The organism is Marinobacterium sp. LSUCC0821 (genome assembly GCF_012848475.1).
In the GTDB taxonomy this organism is placed as follows: domain Bacteria; phylum Pseudomonadota; class Gammaproteobacteria; order Pseudomonadales; family Balneatricaceae; genus Marinobacterium_E.
In genome coordinates this window covers 2,034,276-2,054,444 of sequence record NZ_CP051666.1, presented here as the reverse complement: position 1 = coordinate 2,054,444, position 20,169 = coordinate 2,034,276, and the positions used below count along the sequence as shown (strand labels likewise).

Sequence of the window (20,169 nt, the reverse complement as noted above, 5' to 3'; positions counted from 1 at the left end):
GTGATAAAACTTTGAGCGTATCTACATCCCATTATCTAATTTGGTGCCTAAGAGGCCTCCAGAAGCTACTGGAATTGATTCGGTAGCGACACAGAATCGACCACGACTAAATATTGATGCATAAAATGCATGTTTGTTGTTTATCTTGAAGGTATTGCCTCGTTTTATGCATGCAGGCAGAATGTTACTCGAGTTGAAAAGTGTCTCAGCTGTTGAAATGTCGCGATGCTCATAAATGAATACACTGTAGCGACCCATCACATCAGCCCCATCGTTGCGAATAACCAAATCGGAGCACCCCGCATGCCACATCTCTCTCCTGCAATAAAAACAGGATCTCTAGTCTTTTTATCGGGCCAACTTGCATTTAACGCCAACGGGCAGATCGATGGCGATATTGAACAGCAAACCCGCTTAATTCTTGCTCAGCAATTCAAGGTTTTAGCTGAGTACGATTTACGCCCGGAAAATGTGGTAAAGGCGGGGGTCTGGCTAACTGAGAGAGAAAACTTTCAGGCATTTGATACGGCATTTGCACAGGCGTTTGGCGACCATCGTCCTACACGGTCCACCGTAATTTCAGAGCTCGCGATCGAAGGAGCATTAGTCGAGATCGACCTAATCGCTTCCCTGACGCCCCTTTAATATCTGAGCTGGAGTCTCTCGCAACCAACAACCATCAATTCGGAGCTACCATCATGATTATCCAACACATTGCTGCATTTTCGGATGGCCCCCAAGGGGGGAACCCCGCCGGTGTGGTGCTGTGTGATGCTCTGCCCAATGCTTCCAAAATGCAGGAACTGGCAGCTGAGATCGGTTATTCCGAATCCGTTTTTGCTGCTCCGGTAGAGGGGGGATGGCGGGTGCGCTTCTTTTCCCCCGAGGTTGAGGTTGATTTCTGCGGTCACGCCACGATCGCGCTCGGTGCAGAGTTAGCGCGTCAATTCGGATCCGGCACCTTCGCGTTGATGCTTAACCGTGCCAACATCAGCGTAGATACGCGTTGGTCCGCGAGCGAATGGAGAGCGTCATTTCAATCGCCGCCGACACGCAGTGATGGGTTAGAGCCCGCACTGTTGCAAGACGTCTTGACCCTGTTCGGCCTAGAGCGCGACCAACTTGACCCGCGGATTCCCCCTGCGATTGCACACGGTGGCGGCGATCACTTGGTGCTGGCACTCAAAAGCCGCGAGCGGCTCTCGGCGATGCAGTATGACCAAGAGCAGGGCCGGGTGTTGGCCCTGCGTGCGGGGTTGTTAACCTTCAGTTTGGTGGTTGCGGAACAACCGCAATTATTCCATGCGCGCAACCCGTTCCCCACTGGCGGGGTCTATGAGGACCCCGCGACCGGCGCAGCAGCAGCGGCGTTGGCCGGCTATCTGCGCGATCTTGGCTGGCCTCATCAGGGTTCGATTCTTATCTGTCAGGGCGATGATATGGGCGTCCCTTCGCGTTTGCGCGCGGCAATCACCCCACAACCTGGAGCCAGCATACGTGTATCTGGTAGCGTCCGCCTGATCTCAAAGACCTAAGGAGTCTCGATGCCCTCGCGAACACTCGCATTGTTGCTTATTGAGCAGCCATCCGTAACCAACCCTGGCTGGCAGTATCTTTCGGCCCGATCGGTCGCCGGAGTGGATTCTGCCGTTTTGTATGATCATCCAGATCAAGGCGATTTGCTAAATCAAGTCGCCATACTCTGTAACCCAATCACCAGGAGATAAACATGAAGGCAGTTGGTTATTGGCAACCCGGTTTGCGCATTGACGATCCGCAGGCCCTGCTAGACCTCGAAATAGCGGAACCGCCCCAGCCGCGCGGCCGCGATCTACTGGTGCGCATCCATGCGGTCGCTGTTAACCCACGCGATATCAAGAGCCGCCTCAGCATCGCGCCGTCGGACGGGCTGCCTGTGGTGCTCGGCTACGACGCGTCGGGTATAGTCGAAGCGGTTGGCGACCAAGTCGAGCTGTTTCAGCCAGGTGACGCGGTCTACTATGCAGGCGTTCTTGATCGTCAGGGGGCTAACGCCGAGTTGCAACTGGTGGATGAGCGGATCGTAGGCCGCAAACCCACTACCCTAGATCACGCCGCCGCCGCTTCACTCCCGCTGTCCAGTCTGACCGCTTGGGAGATGCTGTTCGATCGGCTACAGTTGCCGCCCGAGCGAGCAGCGGGAGAGGCGTTGCTGGTGATCGGCGGCGCCGGAGGTGTACCTTCGATCGCGCTGCAACTGGCCCGTCAGCTTAGTCAGGTGACGGTGATTGCGACCGCGTCACGTCCTGAGAGCGATGCGTGGGTTCGATCCCTAGGTGCGCATCAGGTGGTCGATCACTCGCGGCCACTTGCCGAGCAGATTGCCGCCATCCAAGGCCTAGCGCCGGTTGGTCGCATCTTCTCGACGCACACCAATAGTGCTAGCTGGGCCGAGATGGCGAAGATCATCGCTCCGCAAGGCCGCATTGGCTTGATCGACGATCCTGAGCCCCTTGACCTGCGCCTGCTAAAATTCAAGAGCGTTTCGATTCATTGGGAGGCAATGTTCACCCGGCCGATGTTCGCGACACCGGACATGCAACGTCAGCATGAGATTCTCAACGCTGTGGCCTCCCTTATTGATGCTGGCAAGCTTCGGGCAACCGCCGCTAACAACTTCGGTTGCATCAATGCCGCGAACTTGAGACGCGCCCATGCCGCGCTAGAGGGTGGCCACGTGATTGGCAAAATCACCTTAACCGGGTTCTAAGGGAGCACCCAAATGCAAATAGAATCTGCCAAGGCAGCATCGCAATTGCTAGTGCGTCACTGGAAAGAGGGTCTGGTATTGGACGCGCTGCCGCCCGCGTTGCGCCCTGCTACCCGAGCAGAGGGTTATCTGATACAGAGTCAGATTGAGACGATCAGTACCTCACCGCTATTTGGCTGGAAGATCGCCGCCACCAGCAGCGCCGGGCAACAACATATCGGCGTTGAAGGCCCTATTGTTGGAAGGCTGTTGACGGAGATGGTGCACACAGGTGACGCCACCCTTCATTTGGGGGCCAATCGCATGCGCGTCGCAGAAGCGGAGTTCGCCTTCCGAATGGGGCGCGACCTGCCGCCTCGTGACAGACCCTATGATCAGAGCGAAGTGTTTGAGGCCGTCGCCGCGCTGTATCTGGCCATCGAGATACCGGACTCACGTTTCGCCAATTATGCCGGCGTCGGTGGTCCCCAGCTCATCGCTGATAACGCATGCGCTCATCGCTTCGTCCTCGGACCCCAGGCACCGGTAAGTTGGCGAAGCCTAGATCTGTCGACCCATCGGGTGGTTGGACGGGTCGGTAACCGCATGGAGCGCGAGGGGCTGGGGGCGAATGTACTGGGAGACCCTCGACAGGCGCTTACCTGGTGCGCCAACGAATTATCGACCCTTGGGATCACACTGGCAGCTCAGCAGACCGTCACCACCGGCACATGCTTGGTTCCCCTAGAAGTAAGGCCCGGCGACTCCGTGTCGGTCGATTTTGGCATGCTGGGCCAAGTCGGCTGTCACTTCGCTGCTGACTAAGACAATGATGTGAGGTACAGCAAGCTGCGGGGCATTGCACGAGTCTATACCAGCGAGGTACCGAATGACCGCAGTTGCGGGTTCCTTGCCCTTTGCTGAGCCGTCAGCAGATTGCCCGCTGAAGTCAAAATCAAGCGATCAGCAACATTACTGCGAGCAACTGAATAGCTGCAAGCCATGATGCTGCAACTCGCAGAGCGATTTTGCTAACCTTTTCTGGCAGTTTTTCTAAAGCGACTTCTGCTATGCCAGAGCTGATAACAACCCCCATGCTAGCTCCAGCGAACAGGCCTACATAGACAGACATGCTCAACTCGTGCCATGCGTGTCCCTGCAGACTGACCAGCATTGTGAGCACGCCGGTAATCACTCCTGAAGAAATGACAAGGATCTTGGCGGGTTTGGATACTAGGGCTGCAATCGTTGCTACCGCTAAACCCACTACTAGCAAAATCGAATTAACCCAATCACCGACCAGACTCGCTGTTAAAAACCCGACTAGGTGGCTACCGAATAACCAAGGCCAAATATCGACTAGGCCGCGTGTCTTATAGGCCGCAGCAAGTATCCCCAAGGAGATACTGGGTAATAGAAGAATCGGATCGCTGACAAAGATGGAGACTGCATTGAGAAAACTAACGAACGCGTCAGTGCCGGCTCCGAAGCTGTGAGCCAATGCCGCCGGTTGCCAGAGCAACACAAGCAGCATTAATAAAGAGCGAAATCTTAATAGATTCATGCAAATCCAAAAAGAAACGCGGATCCCGCTAGTGTAACCACCGCGCCGCCCGCACGAACTATCCATGTACCAACTTCAAACTTAGTAAGCCAGCCAATAGCTATCCCTGCAAGGTGCATAAGCCCTGTTGCAAGAACAAATCCGACTGCATAGCCCAACGCACTGAACTCGGGAGGAAACTCCGTGCCATGAGCATGACCATGAAAGATAGCAAACAGGCCAACAATGATTGCAGCGACGGGGAGAGGCGGGCGAACAGCAAAAAGTACCATCAGACCCAGCACAACACCTGAGAGTGCGATCCCTGTCTCTACAGCCGGTAAGGGTAAACCTGCCATGCCAGCAGCCGCTCCAAAAGCCATAACGATTGGAAAGACAACGGGTAAAAGCCAGATTGCAGGCGCCCTCAAAAAAGCCCCCCACATACCGACAGCAACCATCGCCGCGACATGATCCCAGCCGAGGATCGGATGCCAAAACCCTGATGCAAAACCGGTGTTTATACCTTCGCCCGTGTGCGCAGAAACAGACTGAGCAACTGCAGCCGTGATGACCACTATGGCCAGCGATATCAAATTTTTCATGCCTACAAATTTTCCAACGATTATTCTAATACTCCAAGTGTAATCAATTTGGTGCAAGAATAAACTACTGATTGCTAAAGGTAGAGTTCAACCGAAAGCGGCGGCTTGCAGAGATGTCGAAAATCAAGAATCGCTAGCACCAAAGAACGCTTATTGGATCGTCTGCTTTGCAGTCTATAGCTGCCGCAGACAGAGGGATGTTGTGAAGGCCTGCTCCTGCGGGATAGTTAGCGATCAGCAATTGTACGATCAGATCTGTCCATGACATCGAAATGTGTCAGATAGAGTATGAATTACTACATTTAATGTCATGCTGAGTTGAAAGTCGGTTATCTCCTTCATCGTCATCATCTTCCCAGAATTTCCAAAATGGCTTCTTCTCATTCCCATCCGCATGGTCATCATCCTGCTCCTCAGCGGCCACCTTATCTTCATGATCTTGATCATCTACTAGCTGCTTTTGATCAACTTGAACAGTTTTGACTTCAGGCGCAATAACACCATTTACATCCTTAGCGAGTACATACCCTGTTGGAGCCAGGAGGATGGTCACTAAGACACCTTTCACTACATACTTATTCATCTCTATTTCTCCTTAGGATTTATCTGAAGTGATGGTGTTAGATTAAGGTGCGTAGTTAACGTGCATCTGTCTGAATTCTTACTTTTTTGTAAGGGGCTAAAAACAAAAAAAGGGCACGAGGCCCTTTTTCATTAGATGTAGCGAATTAGTGGTTACAGAATTGCGTACAGGAGTGGCCTTCAACCGTCTCGCCTTTCGCTTCGATCAACTCAACCGCATCATTAAAGGTGGAGCGAATCTCTTCAGTACCGCTCACTGTGAAACCTAAGTCACGTAACAAGCCGTCACCTAAGCCGTAGATCCAGCCATGCACGTTAAGCTCTTGGCCACGTGCCCAAGCATCAATCACTGTGGTGGTGTTACAGACATTCAGTGCCTGCTCGATAACGTTAAGCTCACAGAGTCTATCGACCTGATGCGGTTTCGCTTCCCACTGCCCTAAGAACTTACGGTGGTTATAGTAGACATCGCGGATATGGCTCAACCAGTTATCAATCAAACCGTGACGTGCATCCTCCATAGAGGCAACCACGCCACCACAGCCATAGTGACCAACAACCATGATGTCTTTCACTTTCAGGACATCCACGGCGTACTGGATAACCGAAAGACAGTTCATGTCTGAGTGGACCACCAGATTTGATACGTTGCGGTGAACAAACAGCTCGCCTGGTAACAGATCGACAATCTCGTTGGCCGGCACACGGCTATCTGCACAGCCAATCCACAAATACTCAGGCGCCTGCTGAGCCGCTAGGGTTGGGAAAAACTGAGGGTTTGCCTTCTGGATCGTGGCAGCCCAATGTTTGTTCTTCTCAAATAGCGATTTTAGTTTCTTCATCAGGAATCCTCTTCGCTAAAGTTAAATACGTTGTTTAAACCGCTCTTATTGATGGTACTGCGCACTTAACTCGTGCACTGCTTCGACAAATACTTTCGCGTGTTCTGGATCGGCAAACTGGTGAATACCGTGGCCAAGGTTGAATACGTGACCTGTGCCTGAGCCAAAACCTGCAAGGATACGGCTAACCTCTTCGCGGATACGATCTGCTGGTGCGTAAAGTACTGATGGGTCCATGTTACCCTGCAGAGCCACTTTATCACCTACACGAGCACGCGCATTGGCAATGTCAGTTGTCCAATCCAGACCTAGAGCATCTGCACCCGCCTCAGCCATAGACTCTAGCCACTGACCACCGTTCTTAGTGAACATGATCACTGGTACGCGACGGCCATCGTGTTCGCGAATTAGACCTGAAGCGATCTTCTTCATGTAGTCCAACGAGAAGGCTTGGTACATAGGGCCGCTTAGTGCACCACCCCAGGTATCAAAGATCTGAACCGCTTGTGCGCCACTGCGGATCTGCTCATTGAGGTATAGCGTTACCGACTGTGCCAACTTGTCCAACAGCGCATGGAGTACTTCTGGCTGTGAGTACATCATCGCTTTAATGTGGCGGAAATCTTTAGAAGAGCCACCCTCAATCATGTAGGTAGCTAGTGTCCAAGGGCTGCCTGAGAAACCGATTAGCGGTACACGGCCATTCAGTTCGCGACGAATAGTCTTAACTGCATCCATAACATATCCAAGATCCTTCACTGGATCTGGAACTGGGATTGCTTCAACGTCCGCTGCAGTGCGTACCTCTTTCTTGAAGCGTGGACCTTCGCCCGCTTCGAAGTAGAGACCAAGCCCCATAGCATCTGGAATAGTCAAAATATCAGAGAAGAGAATAGCGGCATCTAGGTCGAAGCGTTCAAGTGGCTGGATGGTCACTTCACAAGCGAGATCTGGGTTCATGCACAATGACATGAAATCACCCGCTTTTGCACGTGTAGCGCGATACTCAGGAAGGTAGCGACCTGCTTGGCGCATCATCCATACTGGGGTTACATCCACAGGCTCTTTTAAAAGAGCGCGAAGGAAACGGTCGTTTTTTAACTCAGCCATACTATTAAATCTTCCAAATAAACTTTTGGGATTATAACCCTGAAACCCTGACGATTCTGTTAACGAATCGTATAAATCCGATAATAAAAAGCCGCTGGGTTGAGCAGCGGCTTTTTGAACATCCTAAGGTATTAAACTTCCAAGAAGTCCAAAATACCTTCAGCCGCTTTACGGCCTTCATAGATTGCAGTAACGACTAGGTCAGAACCACGAACCATATCACCACCAGCAAAGACTTTGTCGTTGCTTGTCTGGAATGGTAGACGGTTACCGCTTAGCTCTGCAGCTACACGGCCATCACTGTGCAGTTCAATACCGAAGTCTGCCATCCACGGTGCTGGGCTTGGACGGAAACCGAAAGCAACAAGCACTGCGTCAGCAGGAAGAATCTCTTCTGAACCTGGAACAACCTCAGCAGAACGACGGCCGTTTGCGTCAGGCGCGCCCATCTGAGTAGTGACCACTTTAACGCCAGTCACTTTACCGTTTTCACCCACAACCTCTACAGGCTGACGGTTAAACTTGAACTCAACGCCCTCTTCACGCGCGTTTTCAACTTCGCGTTTAGAGCCAGGCATGTTCTCCTCGTCACGACGGTAAGCACAGGTTACAGACGCTGCGTTCTGACGAATCGAGGTACGGTTACAGTCCATTGCAGTATCACCACCGCCAAGAACAACGACCTTTTTACCTTCCATGCTGATGAACTCAGATGCATCTTTCTCGTAACCACGGCAGTGATTTACGTTAGAGATTAGGAACGGTAGTGCATCGTAGACGCCGTCTAGCTCTTCACCTGGGAAGCCACCTTTCATGTAGGTGTATGTACCCATACCTAGGAAGACTGCATCGTACTGATCAAGCAGATCCTGCATTGAGATGTCTGAACCAACATTGGTGTTTAGACGGAACTCAACACCCATGGCTTCGAAGATTTCACGACGGCGAACCATCACATCTTTCTCAAGTTTGAACTCTGGGATACCGAAAGTCAGAAGACCACCGATCTCTGGATTACGATCGAAGACCACTGGCTTCACGCCATTGCGAACTAGGATATCAGCACAACCAAGACCTGCAGGGCCAGCACCAATTACAGCAACTTTCTTGTCTGTCCAAGTCACGCCATCCATATCTGGACGCCAGCCTAGGGCAAACGCAGTATCCGTAATGTACTTCTCTACAGAACCGATAGTCACAGCACCGAACTCATCGTTCAGCGTACATGAACCTTCACACAGACGATCCTGTGGACAAACTCGACCACACACCTCTGGCAATGAGTTAGTCTGATGAGACAGGGTTGCTGCTTCAAACAGGTTGCCTTCTGAAACCAGTTTCAACCAGTTTGGAATGTGGTTATGTACTGGACACTTCCATGAACAGTATGGGTTACCACAATCCAGACAGCGGTGAGCCTGCTCTACGACATTAGCTTCACCAAATGGCTGATAGATCTCAGCAAACTCTCCACGACGCACTTGCGCTGGAATCTTTTCTGGGCCTTTACGACCTACTTCAACAAACTGAAAGTTGTTGTTAAGACGGGTAGACATCGCTCCACCTCTTACATACTGCCCAAATCGCTTCGGGCAACTAACTAAATAAACTTAAAATTCTTACTCTGGCGAATGGGTCATGTTCTTTAGAAGAACATCCAAGCTCGCTGCTTTTGGCTTCACTAGCCAGAAGCTACCTAGGTAATCTTCGTAGTTGTCTAGCAACTCCTGACCCCAAGCACTGCCAGTCTCACGTACAAACTCAATAATTACTGAGCGTAGGTGGTTCTTGTACTGCTCCATCGATTCAGTGTGAATACGGTGGATATCTACAAGCTCATGGTTGTACTTGTCTACGAAACTACGATCAGTATCGAGAACGTAAGCGAAACCGCCAGTCATACCAGCACCAAAGTTGTGGCCCGTTGCACCTAGTACAGTCACAAGACCGCCTGTCATGTATTCACAACAGTGATCGCCAGCACCTTCAACAACAGCATGCACACCTGAGTTACGAACACCGAAGCGCTCGCCGGCACAGCCTGCAGCAAACAACTTACCGCCAGTCGCACCGTATAGACAGGTGTTACCGATAATCGCAGTTTCGTTGCTCTTGTATGAAACTTCTGCGAAAGGTTTAACAACAACCTTACCGCCAGCCATACCTTTACCTACGTAGTCGTTGGCATCACCTTCAAGGATTAGGTTCTGACCACCCGCATTCCAAACACCAAACGATTGACCCGCATGGCCACGGAACTTAAAGGTGATTGGGCTATTTTCCATACCCAAGTTACCGTGTTTCTTAGCGATAGCACCCGAAGTACGCGCACCCACTGAACGGTCACAGTTGGTGATTGTCAGTTCAAACTCAGCACCTGATCCCGCTTCAATCGCCTCTTGAGCAATCTGTAGCATGTGAGTATTCAGAAGACCCTGATCGAATGGCTCGTTGCGCTCTTGCTGAACTGTCTGTGGACGGTCTGCAGGCACGCCAGCATCACTGATGATTGGTGATAGGTCGAGTGCTTTCTGACGATCTGTTTTACCTTCGATGATCTCTAGAAGATCAACTCGGCCAACCAACTCTTCAAGGGTAGCAACACCAAGTTTAGCCATCCACTGACGTGTCTCTTCAGCTACAAAGCGGAAGTAGTTCTTAACCATCTCCACTGTACCGCGGAAGTGATCGCTACGTAGACGATCGTTCTGAGTTGCAACACCGGTCGCACAGTTGTTCAAGTGGCAGATACGTAGGTATTTACAACCTAGCGCAACCATCGGCATGGTACCGAAACCAAAGCTCTCTGCACCTAGGATCGCTGCTTTAACAACGTCTAGACCTGTTTTTAAACCACCGTCAGTCTGAACGCGAACCTTGCCACGTAGGTGATTACCGCGAAGTGACTGGTGAGTATCCGCTAGACCAAGCTCCCAAGGAGAACCCGCGTAGTGGATTGAGGTCAATGGTGATGCAGCAGTACCGCCGTCGTAACCAGAGATAGTGATCAAGTCAGCGTATGCCTTAGCAACACCACACGCGATCGTACCTACACCTGGACGTGATACTAGCTTCACAGAAACAAGCGCTTCTGGGTTAACCTGTTTCAAGTCGAAGATTAGCTGAGCAAGGTCTTCGATTGAGTAGATGTCGTGGTGCGGAGGTGGTGAAATAAGCGTCACACCTGGCACTGAGTAACGTAGACGCGCAATCAGAGCGTTAACCTTACCGCCTGGTAGTTGGCCACCTTCACCCGGTTTTGCACCCTGCGCTACTTTGATCTGCATAACATCAGCGTTAACAAGGTACTCTGGTGTTACACCAAAGCGACCTGACGCGATCTGCTTGATCTTAGAACGCTTAATTGTGCCGTGACGGGCTGGATCTTCACCACCCTCACCTGAGTTAGAGCGGCCACCTAGTTCGTTCATTGCAACAGCCAAAGCTTCATGCGCTTCAGGTGAAAGTGCACCTAGAGACATAGCCGCTGTATCAAAACGAGGGTAGATCGCTTCCGCAGACTCAACCTTATCTAGTGCGATTGGGTTGTTTGTCTTAAGCGCAAACATGTCACGGATAGTCGCAATACCACGCTCGTTCACAAGCTTAGCGTAACGATCGTAATGTTTCTGATCGCCAGACTTAACCGCTTCGTGAATCGACTGAACCACATCTGGGTTGTACGCGTGGTATTCACCATCAAATTTGTATTTGAGTAGGCCACCGGCAGCAACTGGCTTGCGAGCGCTGAATGCTGCTTTAGCTAGCTCAGACTGATCCTTCTCAAAGTGAGCAAAACGAGCACCCTGAATACGGCTAGTCACGCCTTTGAAACATAGGTCGACAACTTCATCGCTCAGACCGATAGCTTCAAATAGCTGCGCTCCGCGGTAAGAGGCGATCGTCGAGATACCCATCTTAGATAGGATCTTGAATAGACCCTTATCGATACCCTTACGGTACTTCTCATGGCTATCCAATGGATCCATCTGAATCTCACCAGTGCGGCAAAGATCTGCCAATACACGGTAAGCAAGGTATGGGTAAACAGCTGTCGCACCGAAACCGAATAGCACGGCAAAGTGATGTGGATCACGCGCTGAACCGGTTTCAACAATGATGTTTGCATCGGTACGCAGACCTGAATCGATTAGGCGGTGGTGAACAGCACCAGTCGCCATCGACGCGTGGATAGGTAGTTTACCCTGCTGAATGTTTGCATCAGACAGGATGATGATCGACTTACCTGCACGAACAGCAGCTTCAGCCTGGTCACATACTGACTTGATAGCCGCTTCAAGCGATACAGCAGATGGATCGTAATTAAGATCGATCTGATGCGGCTCGAAGCCCGCTTCTTCGTTATCACGGATGCGGATAAATTTGTTTGCAGAGAGCACTGGCATGGTCAAAACAACACGACGAGCATGCTCAGCAGTCTCTTCAAAGATGTTCTGTTCACGACCTAAACAGGTCTCAAGCGACATTACGATCGCTTCACGAAGTGGGTCGATTGGCGGGTTAGTAACCTGCGCAAACTGCTGACGGAAGTAGTCGTAAGGTGAACGAATCTTCTCCGAAAGCACAGCCATCGGCTTGTCATCACCCATTGAGCCTACAGCTTCCATTCCGGTTTCACCGAGTGGACGTAGGATCTGCTCACGCTCTTCGTAAGTGACGTTGAACATCTTCATGTGAGTTTTCACCTCTTCAGGTGACATCTCACTGAACGCTTCCGCTTCACGCGCAAGGTTCATAGTGTTTTCTAGACGAAGTGTGTTCTCTTTCAACCACTGCTTGTATGGCTGAGCTTTCTTCAGACGATCATCAACGTCTTTAGTGTGCAGCACTTCACCTGTCTGGGTGTCGATTGCAAGGATCTGGCCAGGTCCAACTCGGCCCTGCGCAACAATGTCGCTCGGCTCGTAGCTGAATACACCGATCTCAGACGCAGTACAGATCATGCCATCTTTAGTCATCACCCAACGTGATGGACGCAGACCGTTACGGTCTAGAAGACAGACAGCGTAGCGACCATCTGTCATTACCATACCTGCTGGACCGTCCCAAGCTTCCATGTGCATCGAGTTGTACTCGTAGAATGCACGTAGCTCAGAGTCCATGGTATCTACGTTCTGCCATGCTGGTGGAATGATCATACGCACAGCACGGTATAGATCGATACCACCTACAAGTAGGAACTCAATCATGTTATCCATTGACGATGAGTCAGAACCCGTTGTGTTAACAATTGGTTGAAGCTCATCAAGGTTTGGAATCAATGGCGTTGCAAATTTTGATGCACGTGCACGCGCCCAGTTACGGTTACCTTCAACAGTGTTGATCTCACCGTTGTGCGCAAGGAAACGGAACGGCTGTGCTAGCGGCCAGCGTGGCGCAGTGTTAGTTGAGAAACGCTGGTGGTATGTCACTACCGCAGTTTCAAGTTCTGGGCTCGCAAGGTCTTTGTAGAAAGTCGGCAGATCAACCGGCATCATCAAACCTTTGTAGCTGATGACGCGCTCAGATAGCGAACAGATGTAGAAGTCACGGTCTGCAGTACAAGCAATTTCAGTTTTACGGCGAGCAATAAACAGAGCAACTTCTAGCTCGCGCGCATCTTTGCCTTCTACATTGATAAATACCTGCTCAACCTGCGGTAGAGTCTCTTTCGCGATAGGGCCAAGACAGCTGTCATCGGTTGGAACTACACGCCAGCCAGCAACGGTAAGGCCCTGCGCTTCAAGTTCCGCATTCATCGATTGACGTGCTTTATCAGCCAGCGCTGAGTCCTGAGATAGGAATACCATGCCGACTGCAAATGTATCAGTCAGATCAACATTCATCTCACTCTTAACAGCAGCACGCAAAAACTTGCGTGGCATCTGCATCAAAAGACCACAGCCATCACCTGTCTTACCATCGGCGTTAATACCGCCACGGTGGGTCATACAGGCCAGTGCTTCAATGGCATTTGTCAGAACTTTATGGCTCGCCTGACCTTCCATGTGGGCCATCAGACCAAAGCCGCAGTTATCTTTAAATTCATCCGCGCGATACAGACCGTTGCTCATACGCTTAATTCCATCCGAAAAAACTATACAAATCAGTAATTTACATACTGAATAACCCTCGACACAAAAAAGACCGAGGCAAAAAGGGACGCTAATTTTACACTTCTCTTGGCTTGGCTACAAATCACACAGCACAAAAATAAAAAAACGCGTCATAAAAGACGCGTTAATATACGAGCGAAGTTTCAATCTTAGTTCGACAGCAAGGTCTCTCTAAGCAGATCAGGATCTGCACTGTCGGTCACTATAGCTTCGCCAAGCTGTTTAAGTAGTACGAGACGAATACGACCATCCAATACTTTCTTATCCAACGACATCAACTCAATGAAACGTTCTGGGGACATATCATCTGGAGCTCGAACCGGGAGATTAGCTCGACGCAGAAGAGTCTCCGTGCGCGCCAAATCGCCTGCACTGATCCAGCCTAGTCGGTGCGACAGATCTGCTGCCATCCACATCCCAGCACCTACGGCTTCGCCGTGCAGCCAGTTTCCATAGCCCTGCTCTGTCTCTATCGCATGTCCGAAGGTATGGCCAAGATTGAGAATAGCGCGGATACCCGATTCACGCTCATCTTGCGCCACGACTTCAGCTTTAATCTCACATGAGCGCTTAATCGCGTAGGCTAAAAGCTCTGGATCGCACTCATTCAAACCATCTATGTTCTGTTCTAGCCAAGCAAGAAACTCGACATCATAGATCAAGCCATACTTGATCACCTCAGCAAGGCCGGCAGCCAACTCACGCTTAGGTAAGGTTTTCAGCACATCCGTATCAGCCAGAACCGCTTTAGGCTGATAGAAGGCACCAATCATATTTTTGCCGCGCGGGTGGTTTACACCCGTTTTGCCGCCAACTGAGGAGTCGACCTGCGAAAGCAGAGTCGTTGGAATCTGGATAAAATCCACGCCGCGCTGGTAAGAGGCTGCTGCGAAGCCAGTCATATCGCCAATCACACCACCACCCAAAGCGATAAGTGTTGTTGTGCGGTTATGACGCATTTCGAGAAGGGCATCGAAGATTAAATTCAGAGTATCTAAGGTCTTGAAGGACTCACCATCAGGCAAAATCACCTCATCTACCTGAAGAGCTGGAAGCTGATCTCTAAGTGCTGATAGGTAGAGCGGTGCGATTGTCTCATTGGTCACAATCATCACCTGACGACCTTTGATCAACCCAGCAATATCTACTTGCGCAAAGAGCTGCTCGCCAATGTAGATAGGGTAGCTGCGATCACCTAGATCGACTTCAACATTTTGAATTTTCAAACTACTAGCCTCGGTTTATGCCGTGGTCAAAATACGGTGTTTCTTCAACGCTTTTACAATTTCAGAGATCACTATGCGCGGGTGACGGCGGTCTGTACGGAGGATCAGATCAGCGGTTTCGCGATAGAGTGGATCACGTTTCTCTAATAGAGCTTCAAGCGTCGCACGTGGATTTTCTGTCTGCAACAGCGGTCTATTCTTGTCACGCGCGGTGCGCTCCATCTGTTGATCGATACTGGTCAAAAGATAGATCACAAAGCCTCGGCTACGCAGCGCTTCGCGGTTGGCTTCACGCATCACAACACCACCACCAGTCGCTAACACCAGATCATCCTGCTGTGAAATCTGCTCTATGACTGCCTGTTCGCGATCGCGAAAACCCACCTCACCTTCAACATCGAAGATCCAAGGAATATCCGCGCCAGCACGATCGACAATCACCTTATCGGAGTCGAGAAAGTCGAGCTTAAGCTCATTAGAAAGCAAACGCCCTATGGTGCTCTTTCCAGATCCCATAGGGCCAATAAGAAATATTTTCAAAAACAGCGAACCTTGTTACCGCACGCTAAGCGACTCACGAATAAGTTTCGGGGTAATGAAGATCAATAGCTCGTTTTTGGTTTCCGTCATTTGACGATTTCTAAACGCCGCACCCAGGATTGGCAAATCGCCTAAACCCGGTACCTTTTGAACACCTTCCGACTTTTCAGTACGGAATACCCCGCCAAGGACAATAGTATCACCATCATTAACTACAACCGAAGTAGTCAATTGATTGGTGTTAATAGAAATATCACCATTGGCCAAAACGCTGCCAATACTATCTTGATTTATCGCTAAGTCCAGTGCGATTCGATCACCAGGGTTTAATTGTGGTGTTACATCAAGCGAAAGAGCTACATCTTTAAAGGCTGTACTGGTACTTCCATCCTGAACAGTTTGGTAAGGAATTTGCTGACCCGAGGTAATATTTGCAGCTTTACCATTGGTAGTTATCACTTTCGGTTGTGAAATAACCTCACCGTTACCCGAGGTCTCTAGTGCAGATAGCTCGGCCGATAAGAGTAGAGAGTTTTTGATAAATCCTACTGCCAGCGAAGGACCTGCAACACCGAAATCCACGCCCAAGCCACTTTGAGTCACACCAGCAACACCTGGTGCAGTAATACCCGACCCAAATGAGAGTTGCCCATCACCCAAGACCGTAGTGGGACCATTAGCAAATCCCCAACGCACACCTAATTTATCTGCAAAATCTGAGGATGCAGTTACAACTCGCGCCTCAACCATAATCTGCGCAACTTCAACATCAAATCGCTTCAGGGTACGGCGAATATCATCGATTGCAGCCTGAGTCTCACGGATCATCAAGACATTGGTTTGATCATCAGCCAGTACAAAGCCACGTTCACTGATGAGGTTTGCAGCACTAAGGTACTCTTTCATTTCAGATGCACGGCGGTAATCGATCTGAACATACTCGGTATTCAGAGGTGCTAGCTCTTTCACAGCCTGCTGGTTCTCTAGCTCTTTACGTTCGCGATCCGCGATTTGAGTCGCATCACCAACAAGCATCACATTACCAACTACACGTTTATCCAAACCGTTAGTTTTCAGGATGATATCAAGCGCCTGATCCCAAGGGACATTCTTCAAACGCAAGGTCGTATTGCCACCCACCTCTTCGCCGACCACCAAGTTCTTCTCTGCAACCTCAGCGATAATCTGCAATACAGAACGAAGCTCTACATTCTGGAAGTTAAGGTCAATCTCTTGCCCGGTGTATGGGAAAAGATCTGCTTGGCGCTGTGTCTGATCCATCAGCGATACCGGTTTAAAATCGAGTACGAGCTGATTTCCTGATTGATAAGCGAGGTACTCATACGGATCTTTTGACGGGAGGATTAAAATCGCAGCGTTTTGCTCGGCATTCATCGAGTCAATAAAGTTAACCGGTGTTGCAAAAGCCTGAACATCCAAACGCTGAGCTAGGCCCGTAGCGATATTGGCGCCCGATAAATTGACGATTATGCCGCTACCCTCTTCAACAATATCAAGGCCCGCACGATCATCTGACATAGAGATAGTCACTCGACCCTGGCCGCCCTCTACACGTTCAAAATCGACACCCACAATACGGGTAATATCAGAGGTTTGCGTTGGAGTGTTTGCTGCTGCAGTAGTTGTTGGAGCAGAGCCAGCCACCTTAGAACCCTCAGCTCCAAGCTGAAGTCTCACATTGACTCCATCAACATTCACCGCATAAGGGAGTGATTCTGTTAGCTCAACCACCACGCGGGTGCGATCATCAACCTCTGCAAACTGAAGATTACCAATTGCACCACTTCCAATGGGCATCGTCCTACCCAGATCGCCCTTGGTTGCACCCCAGAAATCGACTACAAGACGAGCAGGCGAGTCGATAACATAGACACGCGGCTCTTTAGCCGGTTCTGTAAATGTGAAATTAAGTTCTGTTTTGTCGCCAGGTAGTGCCGTAGCTTCAACATTGACTAGCGTCTGCGCGAAAAGGGGCTGCGCTAAAATGAGCTGAGCTAGTAACAGCAACACCCAAGCAAGGTGGCGCTTCATCTGTAATGTACTTCTTGCCAAAACAATTAATAGTTTCATGGCATCCTCACTTTAAAACTGGCAGCTCAATGCTATGAGGGCGATTAATCCAACCACCACGCCCATCAGCAACAATCTCGGTTAATGATATTTCTCGTTCACTCAATCCAACTACCTCACCATAGTCTAAACCGAGATGATCGCCCACTTTTACTTGGTGAATCTCACTGTTTGGATCTCGAACCAACGCGATCAACTCGCGATTCAGTGGCGAAGAGATGGTTCCCACCATGACGAGTTGATCTACTGGAAACTCTTCAAGGTAAGATTTAATACGATTAAAGTCAGGATGAACGCGAGAAAGCACAACCTCTTCTGCACTCTCCTGAATCACGAGCGGCACCATCGGTACGAATGGATTGCGCAACCATGGCCCTTCATAGACAAAATTTTCGTAGGCTTTGAACTCTGGAAGTGGCTCTACACTTCCAGCAGGCGCGGCCAATTTCTCACGAATAAAGAGACGCAAATCGGCTGGATCTTCCACCCATACACACCCAGAGAGGGAGGCGAAAACTAATAGTAGAGGGAGCAGTTTTTTCATCTTCTACTCCTCATCATCGTAGCGGTAGGTCTTTGCATCAATACTCATTGTGAGCTGATCGCCACCACTCGGTTTCAAACTAAAATCATGTAGCGTAACGATACGCTTAATACCTGCAACACCACTAACAAAATCACCCATCTGATGGTAGGTACCACGCACTTGAACACTGATCGGAAGTTCAACATAGAACTGCGCTTTCCGCTCTGGCTGCAGTGCGATTAGATCGATCTCAAGTCCAGCACTTTGACCAATCGCGCTGATATCCTCAAGCAAGCCAGGAACCTCTTTCTGGGTCGGTAACTGACGCAAAAGCTCAGCAAATCGCAGCTCAACATCCGCCATCTGTCGGCGCAGAGCATCCAGCGTAGCCACCTGATAGGACTTCGTCTCAAATTGCTGTTTGAGGTCGCTCTCTTTAGCAATTTCACTCTCGAGTGCTCTGTTCTTGTCGAGTACTAGGAAGTTAATACCGCCACCTAGTAAAACTGCAAAAACCAGCAAGTAGGTGACGATTTTGACACCAATAGGCCAGCTCCAGGCGGTTGAGAAATCGAGATTGTTAACGTCAAAACCTTTGAAGGCGTTATTTAGCGACTGACGAAGGCTCATTTTGCACCTCCGTAAGCTTCTGGCTTCTCTAATGGCACAGTTAGATTGAACGCCCTTAGCTCGCCTTGCAGAGATACTTTCGAGAGAGTCGGCTCACCAAACCATTCAGAGTCATTAAGATTTCGCATCAACGCAGAGACATCTTCATTAGTTGCTGCCAAACCATCTAACTTGGCAACCTCGCCCGCTTTAGTCAGCGAGGTGTAGTGCACACCATCGGGCGCTACACGTGACATCTCATCAAAGGTACGCACAATCAGCGGTCGGTTACCCTGTAGCTGTTGAATCGCATTTAATCGCTCAAGCAGGCGCTCGCGTTTAACTTTAAGATCTGTGATCTCTTTCAATTTAGCATCAAGACGGACGAGCTCCTGGTTCAAGTAGGCGTTGCGCGCCTCTTGCCTAGAGGTCATCAAATCAAGAAAGGAGATGCTAGTAAAAACCACCCCGGCTGCGATTGCCGCAGCAATAGCCAGGTGGATTTGGAAACGTTTTTGCAGGCGCTCATTACGCTCTTCACGCCAAGGGCGAAGGTTAATCGATGTCATTGCTTCGCCTCCAAACCACGAAAAGCCAAACCAAGCGACTTAGTAAGAGAAGGTTTCAAGGTTGCCAACTGCTCACCATTGATCGATGCTCCCAGTGAGATAAAGGCAAATGGATCAGCAAGCTGAGACTCTGTGCCTGTTGTATCCGCAACCTTCTGAACCAGCGCGCTTACTCCAGACAAACCACCGGTTAACAGTATTTTACCGATATGATCTTGGGATCCAGATGAGTAGTAGAACTGCAGAGCACGTGAGACCTGCTGGGCAATCGTAGAGGCAAAGGGCTCCACCACACTCGTTAGAAGCTCCGCAGCAATCGAACCGTCACGCAACATCTGATCGATATCCTGCTCTGACTGGTCGATATGTAGTTGCAGCTGGTGAATCAGGTCATGCCCACCAAACGCCTGCTCGCGATGGTACTGGAGATTTCCATTTTTTATGACACTTAAAGAGAGCGAGGCGGCACCTAAATCGACAATCGCAACGCTGGACTCATCCGTAGCACTGACTCTATTAACGATGCGCTCCATCACATAGGTGTCTACATCAACCACTTCAGGCTTGAGCCCCGCTAGGGTAAGCACATCCTCAATCGCATCTACATCATCACGACGACAAGCGACAATATTGATGCGGTTAAAGGCTGGGTTAGTAGGAGCAGGCCCAATAATTTCAAAATCGAGAGCAACCTCATCGAGAGGGTACGGGATGAATTGATCGGCCTCGATACGCACTTGCTCTTCAAGCTCTAAACCGAAGAAAGCATCTGAGATTTGAATCTCTTTGGTAATAACGTCGGAAGCAGAGACCGCTGCAATCGCCTCTTTGGTTTTGATACCACTAATTTTAAGGGCACGCTGTATCGCCTCAGCAATCACATCAGGCTGACTAATATTACCGTCGATAAATGCCTTTGATGGCAGTGACACCAAGGCAAAACCGTCGAGAACTGGCTGTTCTTTGTGTTGAGTAAGCGCAACAACTTTTACCGAAGACGCGCCGATATCAACACCGATAACACTCTTAGCTGACCGCCCAAATAGACTCAAACTAAAAAATCCCTAGAAATGATGGAGCTT

Annotated in this window: 19 protein-coding genes; 4 read left to right on the top strand and 15 right to left on the bottom strand. The window is 50.0% G+C overall.

What is annotated here, in order from left to right:
- Positions 1-21: 21 nt before the first annotated feature.
- Complete coding sequence (locus HH196_RS09970; protein WP_169451970.1) at positions 22-288, bottom strand: hypothetical protein; 267 nt, start codon at positions 286-288, stop codon at positions 22-24.
- 15 nt (positions 289-303) lie between these two features.
- On the opposite strand from HH196_RS09970, the gene HH196_RS09965 reads away from it, so the two are divergent.
- The 4 genes from HH196_RS09965 to HH196_RS09950 all read left to right on the top strand — a co-directional run bounded on the left by HH196_RS09965 (position 304) and on the right by HH196_RS09950 (position 3,553).
- A complete protein-coding gene (locus tag HH196_RS09965) occupies positions 304-645 on the top strand; it encodes a RidA family protein (protein ID WP_169451969.1) in 342 nt (113 codons plus the stop codon).
- Between the two features lie 53 nt (positions 646-698).
- The gene (locus HH196_RS09960; RefSeq protein WP_169451968.1) at positions 699-1,535 is read left to right on the top strand and encodes a PhzF family phenazine biosynthesis protein; all 837 of its coding nucleotides are present in this window, start codon (positions 699-701) and stop codon (positions 1,533-1,535) included.
- Between the two features lie 194 nt (positions 1,536-1,729).
- Positions 1,730-2,749: a zinc-binding alcohol dehydrogenase family protein gene (locus tag HH196_RS09955; protein ID WP_169451967.1), complete on the top strand. Its 1,020-nt coding sequence runs from the start codon at positions 1,730-1,732 to the stop codon at positions 2,747-2,749.
- Between the two features lie 12 nt (positions 2,750-2,761).
- Complete coding sequence (locus HH196_RS09950; protein WP_169451966.1) at positions 2,762-3,553, top strand: 2-keto-4-pentenoate hydratase; 792 nt, start codon at positions 2,762-2,764, stop codon at positions 3,551-3,553.
- Positions 3,554-3,683: 130 nt separating this feature from the next.
- On the opposite strand, the gene HH196_RS09945 is transcribed toward HH196_RS09950, so the two are convergent.
- From HH196_RS09945 to pilM, 14 genes are all read right to left on the bottom strand, one after another.
- Positions 3,684-4,292 carry a hypothetical protein gene (locus HH196_RS09945; protein ID WP_169451965.1) on the bottom strand — a complete coding sequence of 203 codons (609 nt, stop codon included), beginning with the start codon at positions 4,290-4,292 and terminating at the stop codon, positions 3,684-3,686.
- Positions 4,289-4,876: a HupE/UreJ family protein gene (locus tag HH196_RS09940; protein ID WP_169451964.1), complete on the bottom strand. Its 588-nt coding sequence runs from the start codon at positions 4,874-4,876 to the stop codon at positions 4,289-4,291. The genes HH196_RS09945 and HH196_RS09940 overlap by 4 nt, the downstream gene beginning before the upstream one ends.
- Before the next feature lie 277 nt (positions 4,877-5,153).
- Complete coding sequence (locus HH196_RS09935) at positions 5,154-5,459, bottom strand: hypothetical protein (protein WP_169451963.1); 306 nt, start codon at positions 5,457-5,459, stop codon at positions 5,154-5,156.
- 145 nt (positions 5,460-5,604) lie between these two features.
- The gene (gene can, locus HH196_RS09930) at positions 5,605-6,300 is read right to left on the bottom strand and encodes a carbonate dehydratase (protein ID WP_169451962.1); all 696 of its coding nucleotides are present in this window, start codon (positions 6,298-6,300) and stop codon (positions 5,605-5,607) included.
- A 45-nt stretch (positions 6,301-6,345) separates the two neighbouring features.
- The gene (hemE, locus tag HH196_RS09925) at positions 6,346-7,410 is read right to left on the bottom strand and encodes a uroporphyrinogen decarboxylase (protein WP_169451961.1); all 1,065 of its coding nucleotides are present in this window, start codon (positions 7,408-7,410) and stop codon (positions 6,346-6,348) included.
- Positions 7,411-7,541: 131 nt separating this feature from the next.
- Positions 7,542-8,966 (bottom strand): FAD-dependent oxidoreductase, encoded by a 1,425-nt coding sequence (locus HH196_RS09920; protein WP_169451960.1) that lies wholly within the window; start codon positions 8,964-8,966, stop codon positions 7,542-7,544.
- A 63-nt stretch (positions 8,967-9,029) separates the two neighbouring features.
- Positions 9,030-13,484 (bottom strand): glutamate synthase large subunit, encoded by a 4,455-nt coding sequence (gene gltB / locus HH196_RS09915; RefSeq protein WP_169451959.1) that lies wholly within the window; start codon positions 13,482-13,484, stop codon positions 9,030-9,032.
- Positions 13,485-13,675: 191 nt separating this feature from the next.
- Positions 13,676-14,746, bottom strand: a complete 1,071-nt coding sequence (gene aroB / locus HH196_RS09910) for a 3-dehydroquinate synthase (protein ID WP_169452381.1) — start codon at positions 14,744-14,746, stop codon at positions 13,676-13,678.
- A 21-nt stretch (positions 14,747-14,767) separates the two neighbouring features.
- A complete protein-coding gene (aroK, locus tag HH196_RS09905) occupies positions 14,768-15,268 on the bottom strand; it encodes a shikimate kinase AroK (RefSeq protein ID WP_169452380.1) in 501 nt (166 codons plus the stop codon).
- A 39-nt stretch (positions 15,269-15,307) separates the two neighbouring features.
- Positions 15,308-17,383: a type IV pilus secretin family protein gene (pilQ, locus tag HH196_RS09900; RefSeq protein WP_169451958.1), complete on the bottom strand. Its 2,076-nt coding sequence runs from the start codon at positions 17,381-17,383 to the stop codon at positions 15,308-15,310.
- Positions 17,384-17,390: 7 nt separating this feature from the next.
- Entirely contained in the window at positions 17,391-17,927 is a 537-nt protein-coding gene (locus tag HH196_RS09895; RefSeq protein ID WP_169451957.1) for a pilus assembly protein PilP, read from the bottom strand.
- 3 nt (positions 17,928-17,930) lie between these two features.
- Positions 17,931-18,539 (bottom strand): type 4a pilus biogenesis protein PilO, encoded by a 609-nt coding sequence (locus HH196_RS09890; RefSeq protein WP_169451956.1) that lies wholly within the window; start codon positions 18,537-18,539, stop codon positions 17,931-17,933.
- Complete coding sequence (locus HH196_RS09885; RefSeq protein WP_169451955.1) at positions 18,536-19,087, bottom strand: PilN domain-containing protein; 552 nt, start codon at positions 19,085-19,087, stop codon at positions 18,536-18,538. Before HH196_RS09885 ends, HH196_RS09890 begins: the two co-directional genes overlap by 4 nt.
- Complete coding sequence (gene pilM / locus HH196_RS09880; protein ID WP_169451954.1) at positions 19,084-20,139, bottom strand: type IV pilus assembly protein PilM; 1,056 nt, start codon at positions 20,137-20,139, stop codon at positions 19,084-19,086. The genes HH196_RS09885 and pilM overlap by 4 nt, the downstream gene beginning before the upstream one ends.
- Between the last annotated feature and the right edge of the window lie 30 nt (positions 20,140-20,169).